This window comes from Pseudomonas sp. 22526 (genome assembly GCF_052044735.1).
Lineage (GTDB): Bacteria > Pseudomonadota > Gammaproteobacteria > Pseudomonadales > Pseudomonadaceae > Aquipseudomonas > Aquipseudomonas piscium.
Window position 1 is genome coordinate 500081 of record NZ_JBQENK010000001.1, and the last position, 20381, is coordinate 520461.

14 protein-coding genes are annotated in these 20381 nt (G+C 64.9%); 2 read left to right on the top strand and 12 right to left on the bottom strand.

Going from position 1 to position 20381, the window contains the following annotated elements; translation table 11 throughout:
* Positions 1–124: 124 nt before the first annotated feature.
* The 8 genes from eprS to ACTJKT_RS02245 all read right to left on the bottom strand — a co-directional run bounded on the left by eprS (position 125) and on the right by ACTJKT_RS02245 (position 12643).
* Positions 125–3112: an autotransporter serine peptidase EprS gene (eprS, locus tag ACTJKT_RS02210; RefSeq protein ID WP_440786033.1), complete on the bottom strand. Its 2988-nt coding sequence runs from the start codon at positions 3110–3112 to the stop codon at positions 125–127.
* A gap of 72 nt (positions 3113–3184) precedes the next feature.
* The gene (locus ACTJKT_RS02215; protein WP_440786034.1) at positions 3185–4540 is read right to left on the bottom strand and encodes a TolC family outer membrane protein; all 1356 of its coding nucleotides are present in this window, start codon (positions 4538–4540) and stop codon (positions 3185–3187) included.
* 2 nt (positions 4541–4542) lie between these two features.
* A complete protein-coding gene (locus ACTJKT_RS02220; protein WP_440786064.1) occupies positions 4543–5859 on the bottom strand; it encodes an HlyD family type I secretion periplasmic adaptor subunit in 1317 nt (438 codons plus the stop codon).
* 14 nt (positions 5860–5873) lie between these two features.
* Positions 5874–7691 (bottom strand): type I secretion system permease/ATPase, encoded by a 1818-nt coding sequence (locus tag ACTJKT_RS02225; protein WP_440786035.1) that lies wholly within the window; start codon positions 7689–7691, stop codon positions 5874–5876.
* Positions 7692–7930: 239 nt separating this feature from the next.
* Positions 7931–8314, bottom strand: coding sequence for an AprI/Inh family metalloprotease inhibitor (locus ACTJKT_RS02230; protein ID WP_440786036.1), 384 nt, complete (start codon positions 8312–8314; stop codon positions 7931–7933).
* Positions 8315–8420: 106 nt separating this feature from the next.
* Entirely contained in the window at positions 8421–9869 is a 1449-nt protein-coding gene (locus ACTJKT_RS02235) for a serralysin family metalloprotease (RefSeq protein ID WP_440786037.1), read from the bottom strand.
* Positions 9870–10168: 299 nt separating this feature from the next.
* Positions 10169–11269: a DmpA family aminopeptidase gene (locus ACTJKT_RS02240; RefSeq protein ID WP_440786038.1), complete on the bottom strand. Its 1101-nt coding sequence runs from the start codon at positions 11267–11269 to the stop codon at positions 10169–10171.
* Positions 11270–11278: 9 nt separating this feature from the next.
* Positions 11279–12643 carry an APC family permease gene (locus ACTJKT_RS02245; protein ID WP_440786039.1) on the bottom strand — a complete coding sequence of 455 codons (1365 nt, stop codon included), beginning with the start codon at positions 12641–12643 and terminating at the stop codon, positions 11279–11281.
* 229 nt (positions 12644–12872) lie between these two features.
* Between ACTJKT_RS02245 and ACTJKT_RS02250 the strand changes: the two genes are divergently transcribed.
* Positions 12873–13676: a response regulator transcription factor gene (locus ACTJKT_RS02250; protein ID WP_440786040.1), complete on the top strand. Its 804-nt coding sequence runs from the start codon at positions 12873–12875 to the stop codon at positions 13674–13676.
* 170 nt (positions 13677–13846) lie between these two features.
* On the opposite strand, the gene feaR is transcribed toward ACTJKT_RS02250, so the two are convergent.
* The 4 genes from feaR to ACTJKT_RS02270 all read right to left on the bottom strand — a co-directional run bounded on the left by feaR (position 13847) and on the right by ACTJKT_RS02270 (position 18694).
* Positions 13847–14785: a transcriptional regulator FeaR gene (feaR, locus tag ACTJKT_RS02255; protein ID WP_440786041.1), complete on the bottom strand. Its 939-nt coding sequence runs from the start codon at positions 14783–14785 to the stop codon at positions 13847–13849.
* Between the two features lie 148 nt (positions 14786–14933).
* Complete coding sequence (locus ACTJKT_RS02260) at positions 14934–15455, bottom strand: DUF3156 family protein (RefSeq protein WP_440786065.1); 522 nt, start codon at positions 15453–15455, stop codon at positions 14934–14936.
* A 37-nt stretch (positions 15456–15492) separates the two neighbouring features.
* Positions 15493–17022 carry an APC family permease gene (locus tag ACTJKT_RS02265; RefSeq protein WP_440786042.1) on the bottom strand — a complete coding sequence of 510 codons (1530 nt, stop codon included), beginning with the start codon at positions 17020–17022 and terminating at the stop codon, positions 15493–15495.
* Positions 17023–17206: 184 nt separating this feature from the next.
* Positions 17207–18694 (bottom strand): aldehyde dehydrogenase family protein, encoded by a 1488-nt coding sequence (locus ACTJKT_RS02270; protein ID WP_440786043.1) that lies wholly within the window; start codon positions 18692–18694, stop codon positions 17207–17209.
* A 336-nt stretch (positions 18695–19030) separates the two neighbouring features.
* Between ACTJKT_RS02270 and ACTJKT_RS02275 the strand changes: the two genes are divergently transcribed.
* Positions 19031–20365 carry an aspartate aminotransferase family protein gene (locus ACTJKT_RS02275; protein ID WP_440786044.1) on the top strand — a complete coding sequence of 445 codons (1335 nt, stop codon included), beginning with the start codon at positions 19031–19033 and terminating at the stop codon, positions 20363–20365.
* Positions 20366–20381: the final 16 nt, after the last annotated feature.

Here is a 20381-nt window from a genome sequence, read left to right on the forward strand (position 1 = left end):
ACGTCAGACCCGACGCGGGTGGTTTTACCGAACAGCCGGCCCGCCAACGGCGACCCCTGCTGTGCCGATAGCTGCTGCCGTGCCGACGCGACCTTGCGTCAGCACGGCGCTGTCACAAGCCGGGTCAGAACTGCCAGTTCAGGCTCAGCCCTGCCCCGTGGATCTTCTCGCGACTGGCCAGTTGGCCGTTGTAGTCCAGGCTCAGGCGCAGGTCGCGGCTCAGCGCCAGGCTGGCATGGGCACCGACCAGCGCGGCATTGCGCGGCAGCGAGGTGCTTTCGACGCTGAACGGCGTGCCGCCGGAAGCAAAGGCCAGGTGCTCTTCGGCCCGGGTGTTGCTCAGGTTGTGCTGCCAGCCCAGGGAGCCGGAAAGGTCCAGGCGGGTTTGCCCGGACAGCTCGAGGCTTTTCAGGGCGCGCAGGCCGAGGGTGCTGAGTGCGGCTTCGCGGCTGTCGCTGCCGCCTTTCAACGCGGCGGCATCGCCCTTCTCGCTGAAGCTGTCGCGGTGCAGGTGCACGTAAGCCAGGTTGGCGAAGGGTTCCAGGGCCAGCGCCGGCAGGTCCAGGCGATAAGCTGCCTCGCCGAAGACCTGGCTGGTGCGGGCGTCGACCTTGGCTTTCTGCTTGCCGCTGACTTCGACGAACTGCAGGTCGCGCTTGACGTCGGCGCGGTGCCAGCTGTGGGCCGCGCCCGCGCTCAGGCGCCAGGCGCCCAACTCGTGGCCGAGGTAGGTGCCCAGGTGATAGCTGTCCACCGAGGCCTTGGAATGGGTGCCGCCGCCCATGCTCAGGGAGCTGTCGCTGTAGCCGGCGAAGGCGCCCAGGCGCGTGCTGTCGCTGAGCGCGCCGTCGGCCCCCAGCAGCAACCCGCCGATGGACGTGTTGTAGGACTCGGTGTCGTGGTCGCCGTCGTTCTTGCCCCAGGCGCCCAATACCTTGAGCCACAGGTTGCCCTCGCTTTGCACCACCGCGCCCGGAACCTGCAGGCGCTCGCCGACCGCATCGCGCAGCTGACGGCTGTCGTTGAGCAGCATCGAGCCCAGCGCCGGATAGATTTCCCCGGACAGCTGCTGGAACGCCTGTTGCGCCGCGCCGGCACTCGGCGAGCGCAGCAGGCTTTCATACACCGGGTTACCGGCCCCCAGCTGTTCGGCGGCGGCCGCCACCGACCGCTGGTTCGGGGTCAGGCCGACACTGGCGAACGAGGTGTCGTTACGCCCGATGCTCAGCTGTACGCCGCTGGCGGAATAATCGAGGCTGCCGCCGAGGAACAGGTAGTTGGGTTCCACCGAGCCGAAGCGGCCGTCGATCCCGTTCGCCGCCTGGAGGATCTGGTACTGGCTGCCGATCAGGCTTTGGGTCTGTTCGAGGCTGAGCAGTTGCGGGCTGTTTTCCAGGGCCAGGGTGACCCCGGCGCCGTTGAGGGTGGCCTTGCCGCCGGCAACGATGCGGTCGCTGCTGGTGGGCGACAGTTCCACGGCATAGGTCGAGCCCGGCTGGAAGGTCACGTCCCCCGCCACCTGCAAGGTGCCGATGGAATTGCCCGGAGCCACGGTGGCGCCGCTGTTGGCCAGCAGCGAGCCGATGCGGCCGGAACCGCCGAGGGTGCCGCCGTCATTGACCGTGACGCTGGAGGCCAGCGAGCCATTGACTGTCAGCAAGCCGCCATTGACTGTGGTCGCCCCGCGATAGCTGTTGTTGCCGCTGAGCACCAGCCAGCCGGCGCCGGACTTGATCAGGCTGCCTTCGTACAGCCGTTGCGCCGCGGCCGCGTCGCGGGCCATGCCGACGGCGTAGTCGGTCTTGTCCTGCTGGCTGGCGCCGGCGCCCAGGCCGTTCTCCCAGCCCTTGTCCTTCAGGGTCTGTTGCCAGGCCGCGTGCTCGGCGGCGTCTTCGCCCTGGCGTTGCAGCAGCGCCTTGTCCGAGATGTCGTTGCTCCAGACATCGCCCTGCCCGGCGCCCAGGTTGGCGTCGAACGCCCCCAGCAACTGCCCGGGGCCGCGCATTGCCCGCTCCAGGTTGGGCACGCCCCAGCCGACCAGGCGGGTGGGCGCCTCGGTGATCGAACCGTCCAGCTGGGTGGCGGTGGTCAGCAGCACCTCCAGGGCCTGCTGGTTGTTCAGGTAGGGATAACGCTCCATCACCAGGGCCAGCGCGCCCGTGGCATGGGGCGCGGCCATCGAGGTGCCGGATTTGGTGGCGTAACCGCCGCCGGGCACGGTGCTGGAAATCAGCCGCCCGGGCGCGGCCACGCACCAGTACTTGGCGACGCCGCACTGGTTGTAGCGCTGCTGGTTATTGGCATCCAGGCCGGACACCGCCAGCCAGTGCCCTTCCAGCTCCGGCTGGAAGTACGGCAGCGCCGCGCGCACGCTGGCATTGGCGTAACCGCTGTTGCCGGCGCTGAACACGTTGATCACGCCCTGGCGCGATACCTCGGCCGCCGCGTCCAGCCAGGTGACCTGGCCATAGTGCTGGGCATAGGCCGCGTGCAGGTCGCCCAGGGTCTGGTAGCTGATACCCGGCGGCTGGCTGCCCCAGCTGTTGTTGATGGCACGCACCCCGGCATCCGCCAGGGCACCGTACACCGCCTTGAAATACTGCGGGTCCGGGGTCGGGCCGAACAGGAAGCTGTCGTTCTTGTTGGTGTTGCCCACGTAGACCTGGGCATTGAAGGCCACGCCGTGCATGCCAACGCCGTCGCGGGCCGCGCCCATGGTGCCGGTGACATGGGTGCCATGGCTGTCGTTGTTGCCGTTGAGCACCCCGGAGACGCTGAACGGCGTGCCGTCGACGTAGGTGCCGCTGGCGGTGACCCCGTGGAAGCGCTCGGGCGATGCTTCGCCATGGCTGGCGTCGAAACCCGAGTCGAGGGCGCCGATCTTCACCCCGCTGCCGGTGATGCCGGCGGCATAGGCGGAACTGGCGCGCATGCGTTCCAGGCCCCAGTCCTGGGTGTATTCGGCCGATTGCCAGCTGGCCGGCAGCCCCAACTGGCCGGTTTCCTGGTACTGCGCCTGGACCATGCCGGGCAGTGCCGCGGCCAATAAGATCGAGCGTGCGAGCAACGAGCGGCGACTCAGCGCCTTGAGCTGATAAAAACGTCTATCCATGTGATGACTTCTCGTTTTTTGTTTTTGTCGAAAATGTCAGGTCGGGCCGCCCGCGGCCGCCTTTTTGTCAGTTCATGAGCCGGGCCTGAAGGCTTCGTCGACCCGGGCCAGGTCATCTTCACGCAGGGTGCCTGCGTAGTAGTGCAACTTGGTCCAGGCCATCAGGTAGTCGTAACGGGCCTGCGCCAGGTCGCGGCGTGTGGTGTACAGCTGTTGCTCGGCGTTCAGCGCGTCGAGGTTGACCCGTTCGCCGCCGAGGATGCTCTGCTTGGTCGAGATCACCAGCGCCTCGGCCGAGGTCAGCGCCTTCTGATAAGCCCGCAGCTTGCTGACCCCGGACAGGCAGGCGCTGAACTGGCGCCGCAGCTCGATCAGGGTGGTGCGGGTCTGCGAGTCCAGCTCGTACTCGGCCTGCTCCATGGTCCGGCTGGCCTGGCGGGTGGCCGCCGAGACGCCGCCACCGGCGTACAGCGGCATGCTGATTTCGATGCCGATGGTGTTGGTGTCGTAGCGCTGGTTGTAGGTGTTGCCGCTTTCCGACTCGACCCGGCGCGAGGTGGCATAGGCACTGAGCCGCGGCAGGTGGCCGGCGCGGTTGCGCTCGATCTCGTAACGCGCCGCTTCCACGGCGTGGCGCTGGGAGGCCAGGTTCGGGTTGTTGCTGATCGCCAGCTCATGCCAGGCGTCGTAGTTGGCCGGCGACAGGGTGAAGGACTCGAAACGATCGCGCAGCGGGTCGAGGTCGCGGATGTCCACGGTCGGCACGCCGATCAACGCGCCCAGCTCGCGCAGCGCCGCGTCCTGCTCGTCGCGGGCCTCGATCTCCTCGGCGGTGGCCAGCTCGTAGCGCGATTCCGCTTCGAGAATGTCGGTGCGGGTGCCCTCGCCCTGGCGAAACATGTGCTCGTTCTGCTGGAACTGCTGCTCGAAGGCCTTCTTCTTGGCCTGGGCGATCTCGATCTGATCCTGAGCGAACAGCGCCTGGGTGTAGAAGGTCAGCACCCGCACCAGCAGCTCCTGGCTCTTGCCGCGAAAGTTCTCGTCGGCGAACAGCGCCTGGGCCACGCCCTTGCGGTAGGAGGCATAGGCCTCGTAGTCGATCAGCGGCTGTTGCAGGGTGAAGGTGGAGCCGTAGCTGTCGTAGTTGCGGTCATCGTGGCTGGTGCCGCCGCGACCGTCGGGCACGGTGGCCTGGGAGTTGTTGCGGCCCTTGTTGTAGCTGTAGTTGAGTTTCGGCAGCAGCCCGGCGCGGCCGATGATGCGGTTCTCCAGGCCCGCATCGCGCTCCTTGATCGCCCCGAGGAACACCGGGTCGTTGCGCAGGGCCTGTTCGTAGACCTGGAACGGCCCCATGGCCTGGGCGTTGGTGCATACCAGCAAAGCGACTGTGGCTCCGAAGATGGAAAGCTGACTCATGCGACGGAACATCCTTATTCCTCGGTCAATGCGGAACCCGCCCGGTCGAGCAGGGGTTTGAACAGATAGTTGAGCAGCGAGCGCTCGCCGGTGCGGACGAACATCTCCGCCGGCATGCCCGGCTTGATCACCAGGCCGTTGAGCTTTTCCATGGCCTGGTCGCTGACGCTGCTGCGCAGCACGTAATAAGGCACGCCGGTCTTTTCATCGACCATCTGGTCGGCGGAGATCAGGCTGACCTCGCCGGACACCCGCGGCGTGCGGCTCTGGTTGAAGGCGGTGAAGAGAATGTCCACCGGCAAGTGGCTGCCGACCTTGTCGATCAGGTTCACCGGCAGGTGCCCTTCCACTTCCAGGCGTTCGCCCTGGGGCACGATCTCCAGCAGGTTCTCCCCGGGGCGGACCACGGCGCCTTCGGTGTGCACCCCGAGGTTGACCGCAATGCCGTCGGCCGGCGCGAGGATCTCGCTGTGCTGCAGGTCGAAACCGGCCGAGGTCAGCTGTTGCTCCAGGGTCAGGCTTTTCAGCTGGGCGTCGGCCAGCTGGCTGCGCACTTCCTTCTGGTACTCCTCGCTGTGCTGCTGCAACTTGAGCCGCGACTCGAGAATGCCCTGCTCCACCCGCCCGCTTTCGCCGGTGTTCTGCGCCTGTTCCTGCTGCACCTGGGACAGCTGGCGCTGGTACTCCATCAGGCGGTTGCGCGGGATGTAGCCGTTGTCCGCCAGGGGCTGCAGGTTGGCCAGTTGCTGGCGCAGGGACTCGGCCTGGTTGTTGAGGTCGGTGCGCGCCCGGCGCATCCCGGCCAGTTGCGCGGTGGCGCCTTCGATACTGGCGCGGATCCCCGCCTGCTCGCGGGCGAAGGCTTCGCGCCGGCTGCTGAACAGTTGCCGCTGGCCTTCCAGCACCAGGGCCAGGCGTGGGTCTGGATCGGCACTCAGGGCCTCGGGAAAGTTCACCTGCTTGAGGTTGTCGCGCTCGCTCTGCCAGCGCGCCAGGCTGGCCCAGGCCATGCGGTACTGCGCTTGCAGCGACTGCACATCGGCCTCGACCTGGGTCTGGTCCAGGCGGAACAGCGGCTGGCCCTGCTTCACCGCCTCGCCTTCACGCACCAGGATCCGGCTGACCACCCCGCCGCTCATGGATTGCACGGCCTTGCGCTTGCCCGAGACCACCACCGTGCCTTGCACCGGGATGCCCTGGTCCAGCGGCGCCAGGGCCGCCCAGAGAAAAAAGCTGCCGGCGCCGGCCAGCGCCAGCACCCAACCCATACGCGCAAAAAACCGCGCATCGCGCTCGGGACGCTCCGGCGCGTAACCTTGTTCGATCATCATTTCGCTGTCCTTGCTCATGCGCCTGGGTTCCGTGTCGGGGCCTGATACTGGCGGCTCATGCTCAAGCCGCCCGGGGCCGTCGGGGCCGAGGTTTTTTCCCGCTGCTGCTGTTCCTGGGGCTGAGCCTGGTTTTGGGTTTGCGCCTGAGCCTGGGCACCGCTGGACAGCGCCTTGAGCACTTCCTGGCTCGGGCCGAAGGCCTGCAGGCGCCCTTCGTTCAACACCAGCAGCTTGTCGGCCTGGGCCAGCGCCGAGGATCTGTGGGTCACCAGGATCACGCTGGTGCCCTGGGCCTTCATCTGCGCGATGGCGGACGCCAGGGCGCTTTCGCCCACGGTATCGAGGTTGGAGTTCGGTTCGTCGAGCACCACCAGGCGCGGCTGGCCATACAGCGCCCGGGCCAGGGCCACACGCTGCTTCTGGCCGCCAGACAGGCCGCTGCCGTCATCGCCCAGCAAGGTGTCGTAGCCCTGGGGCAGGCGCAGGATCAGCTCGTGCACGCCGGCCTGTTGCGCGGCCTGCACCACCTTCTGCGGGTCGGCCTCCTGAAAGCGCGCGATGTTCTCGGCGATGCTCCCGGAAAACAGCTCGATGTCCTGGGGCAGATAACCGATGTAAGGCCCCAGCTCGTTGCGGTTCCAGCGATGGATATCGGCGCCGTCCAGGCGCACCGTGCCGGCCAGGGTCGGCCATACGCCCACCAGTACCCGCGCCAGTGTCGACTTGCCGGAGCCGGAAGCGCCGAGCACCCCCAGCACCTCCCCCGCCCCGAGGTTGAAACTGACCTGCTGCAAGGTCGCCATGCGCTTGCCCGGCGGGCCGGCGCTGACCTGCTCGAAGCTCACCTGGCCCTTGGGCGCGGGCAGCGACATGGCGGTGTCGCTCGGCGGGAATTCCTGCAATAGCGAGTCCAGGCGCTGGTAGGCCAGCTTGGCCGAACTCCACTGCTTCCACACGGCGATCAACTGGTCGATCGGGCTCAGCACCCGGCCCATCAGGATCGAGCCGGCGATCATCATCCCGGCGGTCATGTCGCCCTTGATCACCAGCAAGGCCCCCAGGCCCAGCACCAGCGATTGCAGGCACAGGCGCAGGGTCTTGCTCAGCGAGCTGATGACCGCGCCGGTGTCGCTGGCCTGGTTCTGCTGGCCAAGAAAACGCGAGTGCACCTCGAACCAGCGCTTGCGCAGCGCGCCGAGCATGCCCATGGCCTGGATGGTCTCGGCGTTGTGCAGATGGCTGGTGGCCAGTTGCGTGGACTTCTGCGAATAACCGCTGGCCTCGCCCAAAGGCTTCTTGGTCATCGCCTCGTTGAGGTACGCCAGGGCGATCAACAAGACCGCGCCCGCGGTGGCGAACACCCCCAGCCAGGTATTGAACAGGAAGATCACGAACAGGTAGATGGGGAACCAGGGCGCATCGAAGAAGGCGAACAGCGCAGGCCCGGTGACGAACTGGCGGATATGGGTCAGGTCGCCCAGGGACTGCCCGGCATGCCCTTCGCCGCGAAACAGGTTGCGCTCGAACGCCGCCTGGTAGACCCGCAGGTTGAAACGCCGCTCCAGCTGGCTGCCGATGCGGATGACGATGAAGCTGCGCACCACCTCCAGCAGGCCGATGAACGCGAAGAACCCGACCACCATCAGCGACAGCATCGCCAGGGTGGTTTCGTTCTGCGAGGAAAGTACCCGGTCGTAGACCTGGAGCATGTAGATCGAGGGGACCAGCATCAGCACGTTGATCAGGGCGGTGAAACACCCGACGCTGATCAGAATGCCTTTGTAATCGCCCAGTGCCTTGAACAGCGGTGCAGTGGTCTTCGCCATCTTCATTGGTCTTTCCTGAGCTGTATATCCCGTGCCAGGGGCGCAGGACAAATAAACCGCCCGTACTTGAGTCGGGACATTATTGGATTAATTGTGGCGGACAGGCGAAAGGACTCTACCGCCAGACGAAACGGAGTTCTAGTTATTTAGTTGTCTTTAATCGAACGAAGGACATCGCGTATATGGCACTGCCTTATACGCTTATCCATACAGATACATTTAAAGATGCATACAGCCGCGATTATTCAGGGTGCACGCTGCAATATAATGGTGATGCCTGATTTCAAAGTGCCTTGATATAAGCCTTCTTTCTGGCGACTTAGAAAGATGATCTTCGAGCCTTCTTTGCCGGTCACGGCAATACCATCCGGCTCGGGAAACCAGCCGATGGCCGAATCGCCCAACCAGGCGGAAAAACACTCGGCGCCGGCGCCCAGGGTGCCGTTCAGCTCGAGGTCCAGGGCACAGTGGTTGGCAGGTTGTGCCGGCTGCGACAGTTGCCAGTGTCCGGCCAGTTCCGCGGGGTCCGCCAATCTCAGGCTGCTTGCCATGCTTGTCTCTCCATAAAACATCATCAGCGTCGCGATCAGGTACGCGCCGGCCTTAGCGATCAAGGCAGTTCGAATCATAGGGGGGGTCACTCCGGGCCACAGCCTCAGGCAGTTCGCCAGTCAATGCAAGGTCAGAGGGCGGCGCCTGAGCGCCACCCTCCTCCTTTTATCTTACCGCAAGGACTCAGGCGACGATGTCGGTGTAGGCCGCCTGGCCGACGGTGCTGACCAGGAAGTCCGCCACGCCGTGCCCGGAGAAGTCCACCGACAAGGTGCTGTTGCCAGCCGAGGTGCTGAGGATCGCGTCGCCGGCATTACCGGTGAACGCGCTCACGAAGTGCAGCCCAGCGCCCTTGGTGATGCCGGTCAGATCGATCTTGTCCAGGCCGCTGACAAAATCCAGGATCTGGTCGGCCGCGCCCGGAGCGGAGTCCGAGCTGGCACCGAAGACGAAGGTATCGGCACCCGCGCCGCCCCAGAGTTTGTCCGCCCCGCCAGCGCCGTAGAGGATGTCGTTGCCGGCACCGCCCTTGAGCTCGTTGGCCACCTGGTTGCCGATCAGCAGATCGCTGCCGGAACCGCCGATGGCGTTCTCGACGGTGACGCCCTTGGCGATGGACACGTTGCCCACCAGGCCGCCAACGTCGGAGAACGAGGTCTCATTGAGGTTGATCTTCTGGTTTTGGGTAAAACCGGAGAAGTCCAGGGTGTCCTTGCCGCCCGCGTCCCACACCGAGAACACCAGCTTGTCCGCCGACGAGGTCGCGCTGAGGAAATCGCGACCGGTGTTGGAGTTGAAGCCGTAGGTGGTGTCACCGGTACGGGTGGTGGTGTTGGCCCCGTAGAGCTTCTGGATCGCCGCGATATCGTCCATCAGCGGGCCGGACGAATAGGCTTCGACGCCGGCCTTGCTGAAGTTCTGGCTGGTATTGCTTTCGCTCCAGTAGCTCATGACGCTGTAACCGCGGGTGTCCTGTCCATATTCCGCGTCGTTATAGGTCGGGTTGCCGTTCCCGGCGTTGTAGTCGCCAGGGTGGGCCAGGCCCAGAGAGTGCCCGATCTCGTGGGTCAGCGTCTGCCGGCCGTAGTTGTTCAGATCGGGGTTCTTGTTCTGGGTGTAGCTGCTGTTGATCAGGTACCAGGACGTACCGTCGTAACCAGCGCCGGTGCCCGGCAGGTAGGCGAAGGCCGCCGCGCCGTCCTGACCGCCGCTGTAGTTGCCGAAGGTCATGTGACCGTCACCACCGGAAGCCTTTTCGGTGAAGGTGACGTTGGCCACATCGGCCCAGGATTGCATGGAGAGCACGGCCTGGGCTTTCTGCTGGGTGCTGAACTGGCTGAACCCGGAGATGCCATGCTTGTACATGGTGCTCGAGGAGGCCGAGGTGAGGAAGGTATAGGTCAGTTCGATCTTGCCGCTGCCGTTGAGGTCCTTATAGGAGGCACCGTCACGCAGTATCTGGGTAGCTGCTTGATCGACTGTGTAGGAGGGTTTGCCATTGACCGTCAGATTGCCACCCCGGTCATACTGATGGCTGAAGCTATTGATCTGGTTGTACGCTGAACTTGCCGCGGCCAAGGGCACGAGTTCTTGTTCGGCGGTCACAATAGCTTTCGCTTTAACTTTCGACATAAACACACTTCCTTGTAATCAATGGAACAGTTTTTGTCCGATAGCGACAATCCCTGGCGAGATCGTCCTATCACTCGCCCTATCCGGGCGTAAGCAACCTGACACAATTTGAAATCAGGCGTCCACTACTTTTTGACGCCTGATTTTCGCTGTTCCAGCAAACTCCCGAAAACAATGACTGGTGAGTCGAAATATTCTTTAAGCCTCAATACTCGCTGGTAATTGTCGGACAATCTCGAATTTAAATATTAAATAACAGTACAGATAGTTTTGTAGACTGCGTCGCAGTTTTTAGTTGATCAGGGTTTGTTCCATCCAGTTAGTTTCATGGCTTCCAACAAGGTTTCCCCGGTCAGTGCCGGAACGCTCGCGCCACTGTCGGCAGTCATCGGCTCGCCCGCCAGCAAGGCGTTGACGATGGCCTCCTCCACCGCCTCGGCGGCGGCGCTGAACAGGGCCGAGATGTAATCGTTGTTGAGCATCGCCAGGGGCGTGCTGAACGGCACGCCCTGGCGCCCGTAGGCGGCAGGCGGCAGGTCGCGGTTGCCGGTGGCGAAGGCCAGGAAGATATCGCCGCTGGAATCCTCGGTGCCGCCGCCGGTGCGGGCGATACCGATCGACGCGCGCTGCGCCAGGCGCTGGCACTGGTGCGGCAGCAAGGGCGCGTCGGTGGCCAGGATCACCACGATCGAGCCCATGCCCGGCGTGCCGCGCTGGGCGAAGGGCGACGGGATACCGGTCAATTGCCGTCCCACCGGATAGCCGTCGACCCGCAACTCCTCGCGCTTGCCGTGGTTGGCCTGGACCAGCGCGCCGACCGTGTAGCCGCCCTGCTCCCCCGGCACCCGGCGCGAGGCCGTGCCGATCCCGCCCTTGAACTCATGGCAGATCATTCCAGTGCCGCCGCCCACCGCGCCCTCGCGCACCGGCCCGGACTCGGCATTGTCCAGGGCCTCGCGCACCTGCTGCGGGCCGACATGCTGGCCCCAGATATCGTTGAGCAGACCGTCGTAGGTCTCCATCACCACCGGCATGCACCAGTACTCCGAGGGGTCCGCCAGGCTCCGGTGTTCCTCGGCGATCAGCGCATCGCGCACCACGCCGACGCTGTGGGTGTTGGTGATGGCCAGCGGCGTGGTCAGCAGGCCCGCCTCGCGGATCCACTCCAGCCCGGTGGCATCGCCGTTGCCGTTGAGCACATGGCAGCCGGCGAAACAGGGTTGCAGCCGGGCAAACCCTTCGCGGGGCTGGATCAGGGTCACCCCGGTACGCACCTGCTTGCCGTCGACCGTCGTCCTGAGGGTGCTGTGGCCCACCCGTACCCCCGGAACATCGGTGATGGCATTGAAGGGGCCGGGAGTACCCAGGCCCAGGCTGATCCCCAATTGACGTGCGCGCATGACTTCTCCTTAGAGTTTCTGGAACGCCGGGCTGAACCGGCCGTTGGTGCCATACAGGATCACCGACAGCGCCAGCAGGCCGACGATCACCATGATGTCCCTGAGCGAAGCGTCCAGGAACAGATTGAACAACAGATAACCGGCGCCGATCACCGCCAGCAGCGCCGGCAACGGCCACAGCGGCATGCGGTACGGATGCTCGCGATTGTGCAGCAGCACCCGGCTCATCAGCGCACAGAGGGCGACGATCAGGTACACCAGCATGATCAGCAGCACACTGAACGAGGTCAGGTCGGCCAGGTTCGAGCTGAAGCTGAGTACCGCCGAGGGAACGGCGAGGAACAGCGTGGCCAGCCACGGCGAGTCCCAGCGCGGATGAATCCGCGTGAACAGGCGATTGATGCCCGGCGTCCACAAGGCATCGCGGCCGCTGGAGAACACCACCCGGCCGATCTGGATCACGATGGCGACAATGGCGTTGAACACCGAGAGGAAGATCCCGGCGCTGACCACCCGCGCCAGGGTTTCATTGCCGTGGCTGGTGAGCAGGTAGCCGATGGGATCGGGACTGGCGAGCATGGCGCTGAGGGACGGCGCGCCGATCAGCAGCGCGGTCAGCGGCACCAGCTCGATGATCACCACCAGCGCCAGCGACCAGAGCACCGCCTTGTGCACGCCCTGCCCCTTGCATTTCATGTCTTCGGCCAGCAGCACCGCCGGGCCGTAACCGTTGTAGGAAAACAGGCCGATGCCCACCGCGCCGATCACCAGGGCCCAGGGCGCCAACTGCAGCACGCCGTTCTCGACGATCTGCGGCTGCAGCAGGATGCTCGCCGGCTGCGAGGCATTGCCGAAGCCCAGGAAGACGATCACCAGCAAGGCGGCAATCTCCAGCAGCAGACAGGTGCCGGTGATCCAGGCGTTGAGCTTGATATTGAGGATGCCCAGCGCATAGCTGCAGATCACTATCACCAGGGCCACGGTCTGCGAATCGAAGCGCGTGCCCAGGGCATTGTTCAGGTAAGTCGCAGCGCCAGTGGCCAGCACCGGCGGAATGAACAGTAGCATCACCAGCACCGTGAGAAAGGTCGCGTACCCGGCCATGCCGCCGAACACCCGCTTGGCGTACACATATTCGCCGCCGGCGCTGTTGTGGGCGCGCCCCAGTTCGGCGTAGCAGAAGGCGAACATCAAGGCCAGCAGCCCCGCCATGACAAAGGCCAGGAACACCCCGCTGCCGGCCTGGTGAATGGCGAACGGCGCGATGACGAAGACCGAACTGGCCGGGGTCACGCCCGACACGGTAATGGCCACTACATCGAACACGCTCAGCGTGGGTTTCAGGGCGCCTTCCGGCGCGCAGGGAGAGCTCATGTCGTTATCCTCGTGGTTATTTTTGGTTTGAGGCAGAAACGAAGAACGTCAGGCGGATGCGCTCTGGGTCGCACTTGATGGAGGCCACTTTAGGCAGCCGGGGGCACAGGGCCAATTCCCCTATTGGAGTACTCCCCCTTGACGTGGCCGGGCAAATCGCCGAAACCGTGCTTCCAGCTGGCGCAAAGCAGCACGCCAGACCACACGGCATCAACGCGGAGCCACTTATTTGATCACTCTGTTCAGGGAAATCGGCATGCATGCCGGACTCGGGCGCACCCTCTCGCAGATCGGCGGCGAGCGCTTCTGGAAGCAACTGGTGCTGTTACTGCACCAGGCCTTGCCGTTCGATAACGCCCTGGCGATCTTCTATCCCCACAACGGCCTGCCCATCGCCCTCGAGGAATACGATGCCGAGCCTTCGGACAAGCCGGCGTCGATGCTCACCTACCTCAACGGCCTGTACCTGCTGGACCCGTTTTTCCAGGCCTGCCGCGAGGGCTACCCCAGCGGCCTGTACCGCCTGGAGGAAGTGGCGCCGGACCATTTCCGGCAGACCGAGTATTTCTCCAGCTACTTCCACGACAACGTGCTGGAGGACGAACTGCAGTTCATCCTGCAGATCCCGGTGGCCGGCACCCTGTCCCTGTCGCTGGGCATGCAGCGGCCGTTCAGCGCCGAGGAAATCGGCCAGCTCACCACCTTCTCGGCCTGGGTCCTGCCGTTGATGCAGCAGCACTGGCAGCAAAGCCACCAGCGCCCGCCAGCGCCCGCCGCGGAAGAAATGGCCAGCCAGATCCGCGACGCCCTGAGCCATTTCGGCTGTGGCGTGCTGTCGGATCGGGAAGTGGAAATCGCCCGGCTGATCCTCCGCGGCTTTTCTTCCAAGGCCATGGCCGAGCGGCTGAAGATCTCGCCGGACACCATCAAGGTGCACCGGCGCCATCTCTACGCCAAGCTGGACATCTCCTCACAGCCGGAACTGTTCTCACTGTTTATCCAGTCCCTGGGGCACGACCTAGAGAATCCGTAAGGCATCACCGGTTTTGTCGCGAGCAAGCTCACTGGCTCCTACAGGCAAACCAGCCCAATTGTAGGAGCGAAGCTTGCTCGCGATGGCGATCCTGCGGGCGACAACCCTGTTGAATGCACCGGCCCTATCGCGAGCAAGCTCGCTCCTACAGGATTGGGGTTGATCGGACCTCAGGCGTTCAGCGAACGGGCCCGGTAATCCCGCGGCGACTGTTCGAAATGCTTCTTGAAGGTACGACTGAAGTGCGCCGAATCGGTGAATCCCCACTTGAAGGCAATGTCGGTGATCGACGCGTGGCGCAGGCACGGGTTGCTCAGGTCCGCCGCGCTGCGGTCGAGGCGCGCGCGCTGGATGAAACGACAGACGCTGTCGCCCTGCTCTTCGAACAGCCGGTACAGCTGGCGCACCGAGATATTCATCTGGCTGGCCAGTGACACCGGGGTCAGGTTGGGCTCGGTGAGGGATTGGTTGATCAATTGCCGGGCCTGGCTGCGCAGGCAACCGCCGTGCTGGCTGTCGTAACCGTCGAGGCTCGCGCCGGGAGTCTGGCGCAGGGTCGGACCGAGCAAGGCGATCAACGCTTCCTGCAACGCCTGGCCTTCCTGCTGGGCGGCGCAACCTTGCAGTTCGTCGCCACAGATCTGCTCCACCAGCAGGCGCATCAAGCGGCCACTGGCGCAATTCTGCGAGAGCTTGCCGAACTTGCGCTGCTGCGCCGGCAAATGGCGATACACCTCGTCCCGGGACAGATGCAGCGAGGCATGTTCGATCAGGCCGTGAGGAATGATTTCGCAGGCGCCAGCGGAGTCCAGCAAAGCCATTTCCCCCGGCGCCAACTCGATGCGCTCGCCGCCCTGGCTGATCTGGGCATGGCCGCTGCGCTGCATGATCAGGAAACAGTGCCGGTCGTCTTCATGATCGACGCTGGTGCTTTTGCGCGAGATCAGTCCGGCATTGGTGCGGATCTGCGCCACCTCGAGGCCGGCGTAGTCGCGCAAGCCGACCTCGCCGATAAACAACGCCGAATTCAGCGCCTGGCGAGCGTCGAACCGACCACAAACCCCCTGCAATGCGCCGACCCAGGAACCGAAACTATGCGAAGCAAGCACTGTGCACCTCCAGAAGCCGGTTGAGACCGCCTTTGTTGTTATGGCGATATCATTAACATGTTATCTATTTGCCGGGCAAGGAAGCCCGGCGCAATGGATAGTTTGTTATAGCCTAAGCACGGGCTATGCCAGCACGGGTGGGAATACTTCAGTGATCGCTCAACAGTGAATGCAGGCGTTTGAAAGCCGCCAGCAAGGCGCCGCGCTGCTCGGCGCTCAGGCGGATATAACGGCGGAAACCGGGCAACCGGTTGACCACCTCGCTGGCGCCGAAATGCTCCAGGCGCACCAGCCAGCCCTGCTCGTCGCGCTGCAATTGCAGGCGCTTGAAGTCCAGCGGCAACAGCGCCGCCAGCAGCTGCGGGTCGCTGTGCAACTGCTGCAACAGCCCTGCCCAATCTTCCTTTGTACCCTGCTTCAGACTGGTGGCCACGCCCTGGCGACGGATCGCGCCGGTATGGTGGATATCGATCCGCGCCTGTGGCCCCGGCGAACCGGGAATGCGCAGGCGAAACTCGCAGACCACCAGGTGCATCAGGAACTGCGCCTGTGGCAGCTCCTGGACCTCGAAATCGAGATCCTCCTCAGCCCAGGTGAAGCGCGCCAGCCCGGGTGCCTGCGCTGCACAGTCGAGCCCCGACAGGTCGCGGCACAACTGGTTCAGGGTCACCCCCGGGCGATAGCCCGAGGGTGGCCGCCGCCAGAACTCAGAGAGGTTTTGCCGCCAGCTTGTACTGTTCATCGGGCTTGGCTCCAGGCAGGGTCTGCGCTTGGGTTTCAGCTGGAGACTCCAGGTTGAAGGCGTTCTCCAGCACCTCTTCCACCGGCACCGGGCGGAACGGGTTGACCTTCTGCACGAAGACCGTCCAGACCAGCGCATAGAGTGCCGTCAGGCCGAGCATGCTGCCAAAGGGCACATAGATGTCCCGCGGGTTCATGCCCGGCGGCGTGATGAACCACATGCCCAGGAGGATGCCGATGGACGAGACGATCTGCGGCAGCGGGAACCAGGGCGACTTGTAGGCCCGCGGCAAATCCGGGCGACGGATGCGCAGCACCACCACCGACAGAGTCACCAGCAGGTAGGCGGTGCTCCAGGCACAGACCGCGGCCAGCACCAGGTGCATGATGTTGTCGGTGCTGCCGCCCAGCCACCAGGCATGCAGGCAGGGAATCAGCACCGCCACGGCGATGCACAGCAGCGGCGTCTTGAAGCGCGGGTGCAGGTAGGTGAAGGCCTTGGGCAACGCACCGTCCAGCGCCATGCCGTAGAGGATCCGCGGCAGCCCGGCCATCAGGGTGTTGATGGTCGCCGCCCCGGCGAACAGCAGGCCGACGCCCAGCCAGATCCGTCCGTAGGGTCCCATCACCTGCTCGGCGAACTGCGGGATGGCCATGGGCGTGTCCAGCAGGTGCACGCTGCCGTCTTCGCTCAGCGCACTGTTCGCCACCTGGCGCTTCATCGCCGCGCCGTAGATGAACATGCAGGTGGCCACCCCCACCAGGCCCAGGGCCATGGCCCTGGGAATGGTTTTCGCCGCCTTGCGCACCTCTGGCGTCAGCGGCGTGACGAACTCGCAACCGACGAACATGAACATGGCCATGCCCACCAGCGAAAGAATGGTGGTCAGGTCGGTGCCGACCATCGACTCGCCGAACCAGCCGCTCAGCTCCACCGCCGGCGCCTTGAACACCCCGACCACGCCGAAGATGATCAGGGTGGTCCACATGCCGAAGGTCAGGATCACCTCGGCGCGGCTGAACGCGGTGATGCCCACGGCGTTCAGCAGGCCGAAGAAGATCACCAGCCCGACACCCACCAGCCAGGCGCTGCCGCTCTGTTCGAGCAGGGTGTTGAGGGACTCGAAGTTCACCAGGGCCATGACGCCGCTGAGGATGGTTTCCGCCGTGCCGGCGAACACATGCACGATCAGGTAGGCGGAAATGGTCCCGGTGATCGCGAAGAAACGCCCCAGGCCGCAGGCCAGGTAGTCGTACACCGAACCGGTGGTGGGAATCATGCAGGCCGCTTCGGCGAAGGTCGTCGATTGCGCGAGCATCATCAGCATCGCGATCAGCATGGCCGCGGCGAACGCCCCACCGCCGATGCCGAAGCCGGTGGTGGCGGTGAGGATCACCGGGCTGGCCATGATCAGGCCGACGGCGCTGGCCAGGGCCGTGGGAAAGCCGACCACGCCCTGGTTCAGGTGGCGGGTGAGTCTGTCATTGAAAGACATGGTGCTGGACCTCGAAAGCATGGGTGATGTTGTTGTTCTAGGCATTTCAAGGGCACGCCGGGCGGGCGTGTTTTACCTGGCTGTCTGCGCAGCCTGGAGTCGCCGGACGAGTGTATCCGTGTAGCCGCTGCCGCAGGCTGCGATCGGCCGGAACGGCCGTGGCGTACTTAANAGCGGCTACAGGTCAGAACGCGATACACACCGACTTGTTCTCGGTATAGGCCTCGATCGCCGCATGGCCCATTTCGCGACCGATGCCCGATTGCTTGTAGCCGCCAAAGGGCATCGACGGGTCGAGCATGTTGTGGGTGTTGACCCAGACCGTGCCGGCCTTGATCCGCGGGATCAGGTCCATGACCTTGGCCAGGTCGTTGGACCAGATGCTCGCCCCCAGCCCGTACTGATTGTCGTTGGCCAACGCCACCACCTCATCGATCTCGTCGAAAGGCGTGGCCACCACCACCGGGCCGAAGATTTCCTCGCGCACCACCTGCATGCCCGCGTGCACGTCGGCCAGTACCGTCGGGCGCACGTAGAAGCCCTGCTCGCCATAGGCGACCCCGCCGCACAGCACCCGGGCGCCGTCGGCCACGCCCTGGCCGATCATGTCCAGCACGCGCTTCTGCTGCTTGGCAGAAATCAGCGGGTTGATCTGCGCCTGTTCGTCCAGCCCGGGGCCGATGCTCAGGGAGCCGGCGATGGCCGACAAGCGTTCCAGCACCTGGTCGAAGATTGCCCGCTGGATATACAGGCGCGAACCGGCGGTACAGACCTGGCCCTGATTGAAGAAGATCGCCCCGGCAGCGCCAGCGGCCGCGGCCTGGGGGTCGCAGTCATCGAGCACGATCACCGGTGACTTGCCGCCCAGTTCCAGGGAAAACCGGGTCATGTTGTCCACCGCCGCATGGCCGATGACCTTGCCGATCTGGGTCGAGCCGGTGAACGCCAGCTTGTCGATGCCCTTGTGCGCAGCCAGGGCCGCGCCGGCCTGGGCGCCGCTGCCGGTGACCACATTGACCACCCCCGGGGCGATCCCGGCTTCCAGGCACAGCTGGCCCAGGCGCAAGGCGGTCAGCGGGGTTTCGTCGGCCGGCTTGAGCACCACGGTGCAGCCGCAGGCCAGGGCTGGCACTATCTTCCAGATGGCCATCAGCAAGGGGAAATTCCACGGCACTATGGCGCCGACCACGCCCACCGGCTCCGGCACCGTATAGGCGCGGTACCGGGCGCCCGGGACGGCGGCGATGGACAGGTCCAGGCTCTTGCCTTCGATCTTGGTCGCCCAGCCCGCCATGTAGCGGGTGAACTCAGCGGCGGCGCCGACTTCCAGGGCCCGGGCCAGGTGGATCGACTGGCCGTTGTTGAGGGTTTCCAGCTGCGCCAGCTCTTCGCCGTGGGCTTCCAGCAGATCGGCCAGTTTCAGCAGCAGGCGCTCGCGATCCGCCGGGCGCTGCGCCGCCCAGGGCCCCTCGAAGGCCCGCCGAGCGGCGGCCACGGCCAGGTCGATATCGGCGTCGGCACCGGCGGCGACGCTGGTCAGTTCTTCGCCGGTGGCCGGGTTGAACACCGGCATCTGCGCACCGGACAACGCCGGCTGGCTGCGCCCGTCGATCAGCAGACCGTGCTGACTGTCGATAAAGGCGGCGACACGTGGGTCGATGGCAATACTCATGGGCAATCCTCGCTAGTTGGCCTCATGGCTCGAACTCTGAGACCAATGCCGGCCAGCGTCTTGATCCTGGCTGCCGCGAAACTTGCCACTGGCTGCCAGCCCCACGGACCGTAGGAGCGAGGCTTGCCCGCGATGGNCGATGTGCCCCAGATGGAATGCGGCGGCTGGCTTTGGGGCTGCTGCGCAGCCCATCGCGGGCAAGCCTCGCTCCTACGGGGACGGCGTTATCCTCCTGGCAGTGGCGATCAAGTACCTGGCACACAGAGGCAAGCAGGCAACCGGCAAAGGGCGCACTACTATGTCCCACGCTGTCCGTGCGTTTTCAGGAGACTCAACGTGAGCGAACCAAGCCGCTTCTGGCATCCCATGCTGCACCCCAACGAAATGCAACAACGCGAGCCGATTCGTATTGTCCGTGGCGATGGCTGCTATGTGTACGACGACCAGGGCCACCAACTGGTGGATGGCGTCGCCGGGTTGTGGAACGTCAACGTCGGCCACAACCGCAAGGAAGTGAAGGCGGCGATCACCGCCCAGCTGGATGAGCTGGAATACTTCCAGCTGTTCGACGGCGTCAGCCATCCCCGCGCCGAAGAGCTGTCGCGGGTGGTGATGAACCTGCTGGAACCCGAGGGCATGCGCCGCGTGGCCTTCAGCTCCGGCGGCTCGGACGCCATCGAGACCGCGCTGAAACTGGCCCGCCAGTACTGGAAGCTCGAAGGCCAGGCCGACCGTACCAAGTTCATCTCGCTGCGCCAGGGCTACCACGGCACCCATTTCGGCGGCGCGTCGGTCAACGGCAACACCGTGTTCCGGCGCAACTACGAGCCCCTGCTGCCCGGCTGCTTCCATGTCGACACCCCGTGGCTGTACCGCAACCCCTACAGCCAGGACCCGGAAGAACTCGGCAAGATCTGCGCCGACCTGCTCGAGCGGGAAATCCAGTTCCAGAGCCCCGACACCGTCGCGGCCTTTATCGCCGAGCCGATCCAGGGCGCCGGTGGCGTGATAGTGCCACCAGCCAACTACTGGCCGCTGATCCGCGAGGTCTGCGACAAGTACGGCGTGCTGCTGATCGCCGACGAAGTGGTGACCGGTTTCGGCCGCAGCGGCTCGATGTTCGGCAGCCGCCTGTGGGGCGTGAAGCCCGACATCATGTGCCTGGCCAAGGGCATCACCTCCGGCTACATCCCCCTGGGCGCCACCGTGGTCAACGAGCGGATCGAATCGGCGTTCAGCAAGAACGGCAACTTCACCGGCGCGATCATGCACGGCTACACCTACTCCGGGCACCCGGTGGCGTGCGCGGCGGCCCTGGCCAGCCTCGACATCGTGGTCAAGGAAGACCTGCCGGCCAACGCCGCGAAGATGGGCGACTACATGCTGGGCAAGCTGCTGCCGTTCGCCGAGCGCTTCGACAGCGTCGGAGAGGTACGCGGCAAGGGCCTGATGATTGCCCTCGACCTGGTGGCCGACAAGAGCACCCGCGAGCCGATCGACCCCATGGGCGGTTATGCCAACCAGGTGGCGCAGATTGCCCGCGACAACGGGGTGATGGTGCGTCCGGTGGGGACCAAGATCATCCTGTCGCCGCCGCTGGTGATCCAGCCGCCGCAGATCGACGCCATAGTCTCCGCCCTGGAGCTGGGCTTCACCCAGGCCCGCCGCTGAGGCCTTAATAGCCGCT

Bases quoted from the DNA above. Each gene is read 5' to 3' on its own strand.
- eprS (WP_440786033.1), bottom strand. From the start codon at position 3,112: ATGGATAGACGTTTTTATCAGCTCAAGGCGCTGAGTCGCCGCTCGTTG.
- ACTJKT_RS02215 (WP_440786034.1), bottom strand. From the start codon at position 4,540: ATGTTCCGTCGCATGAGTCAGCTTTCCATCTTCGGAGCCACAGTCGCT.
- ACTJKT_RS02220 (WP_440786064.1), bottom strand. From the start codon at position 5,859: ATGATGATCGAACAAGGTTACGCGCCGGAGCGTCCCGAGCGCGATGCG.
- ACTJKT_RS02225 (WP_440786035.1), bottom strand. From the start codon at position 7,691: ATGAAGATGGCGAAGACCACTGCACCGCTGTTCAAGGCACTGGGCGAT.
- ACTJKT_RS02230 (WP_440786036.1), bottom strand. From the start codon at position 8,314: ATGATTCGAACTGCCTTGATCGCTAAGGCCGGCGCGTACCTGATCGCG.
- ACTJKT_RS02235 (WP_440786037.1), bottom strand. From the start codon at position 9,869: ATGTCGAAAGTTAAAGCGAAAGCTATTGTGACCGCCGAACAAGAACTC.
- ACTJKT_RS02240 (WP_440786038.1), bottom strand. From the start codon at position 11,269: ATGCGCGCACGTCAATTGGGGATCAGCCTGGGCCTGGGTACTCCCGGC.
- ACTJKT_RS02245 (WP_440786039.1), bottom strand. From the start codon at position 12,643: ATGAGCTCTCCCTGCGCGCCGGAAGGCGCCCTGAAACCCACGCTGAGC.
- ACTJKT_RS02265 (WP_440786042.1), bottom strand. From the start codon at position 17,022: ATGTCTTTCAATGACAGACTCACCCGCCACCTGAACCAGGGCGTGGTC.
- ACTJKT_RS02270 (WP_440786043.1), bottom strand. From the start codon at position 18,694: ATGAGTATTGCCATCGACCCACGTGTCGCCGCCTTTATCGACAGTCAG.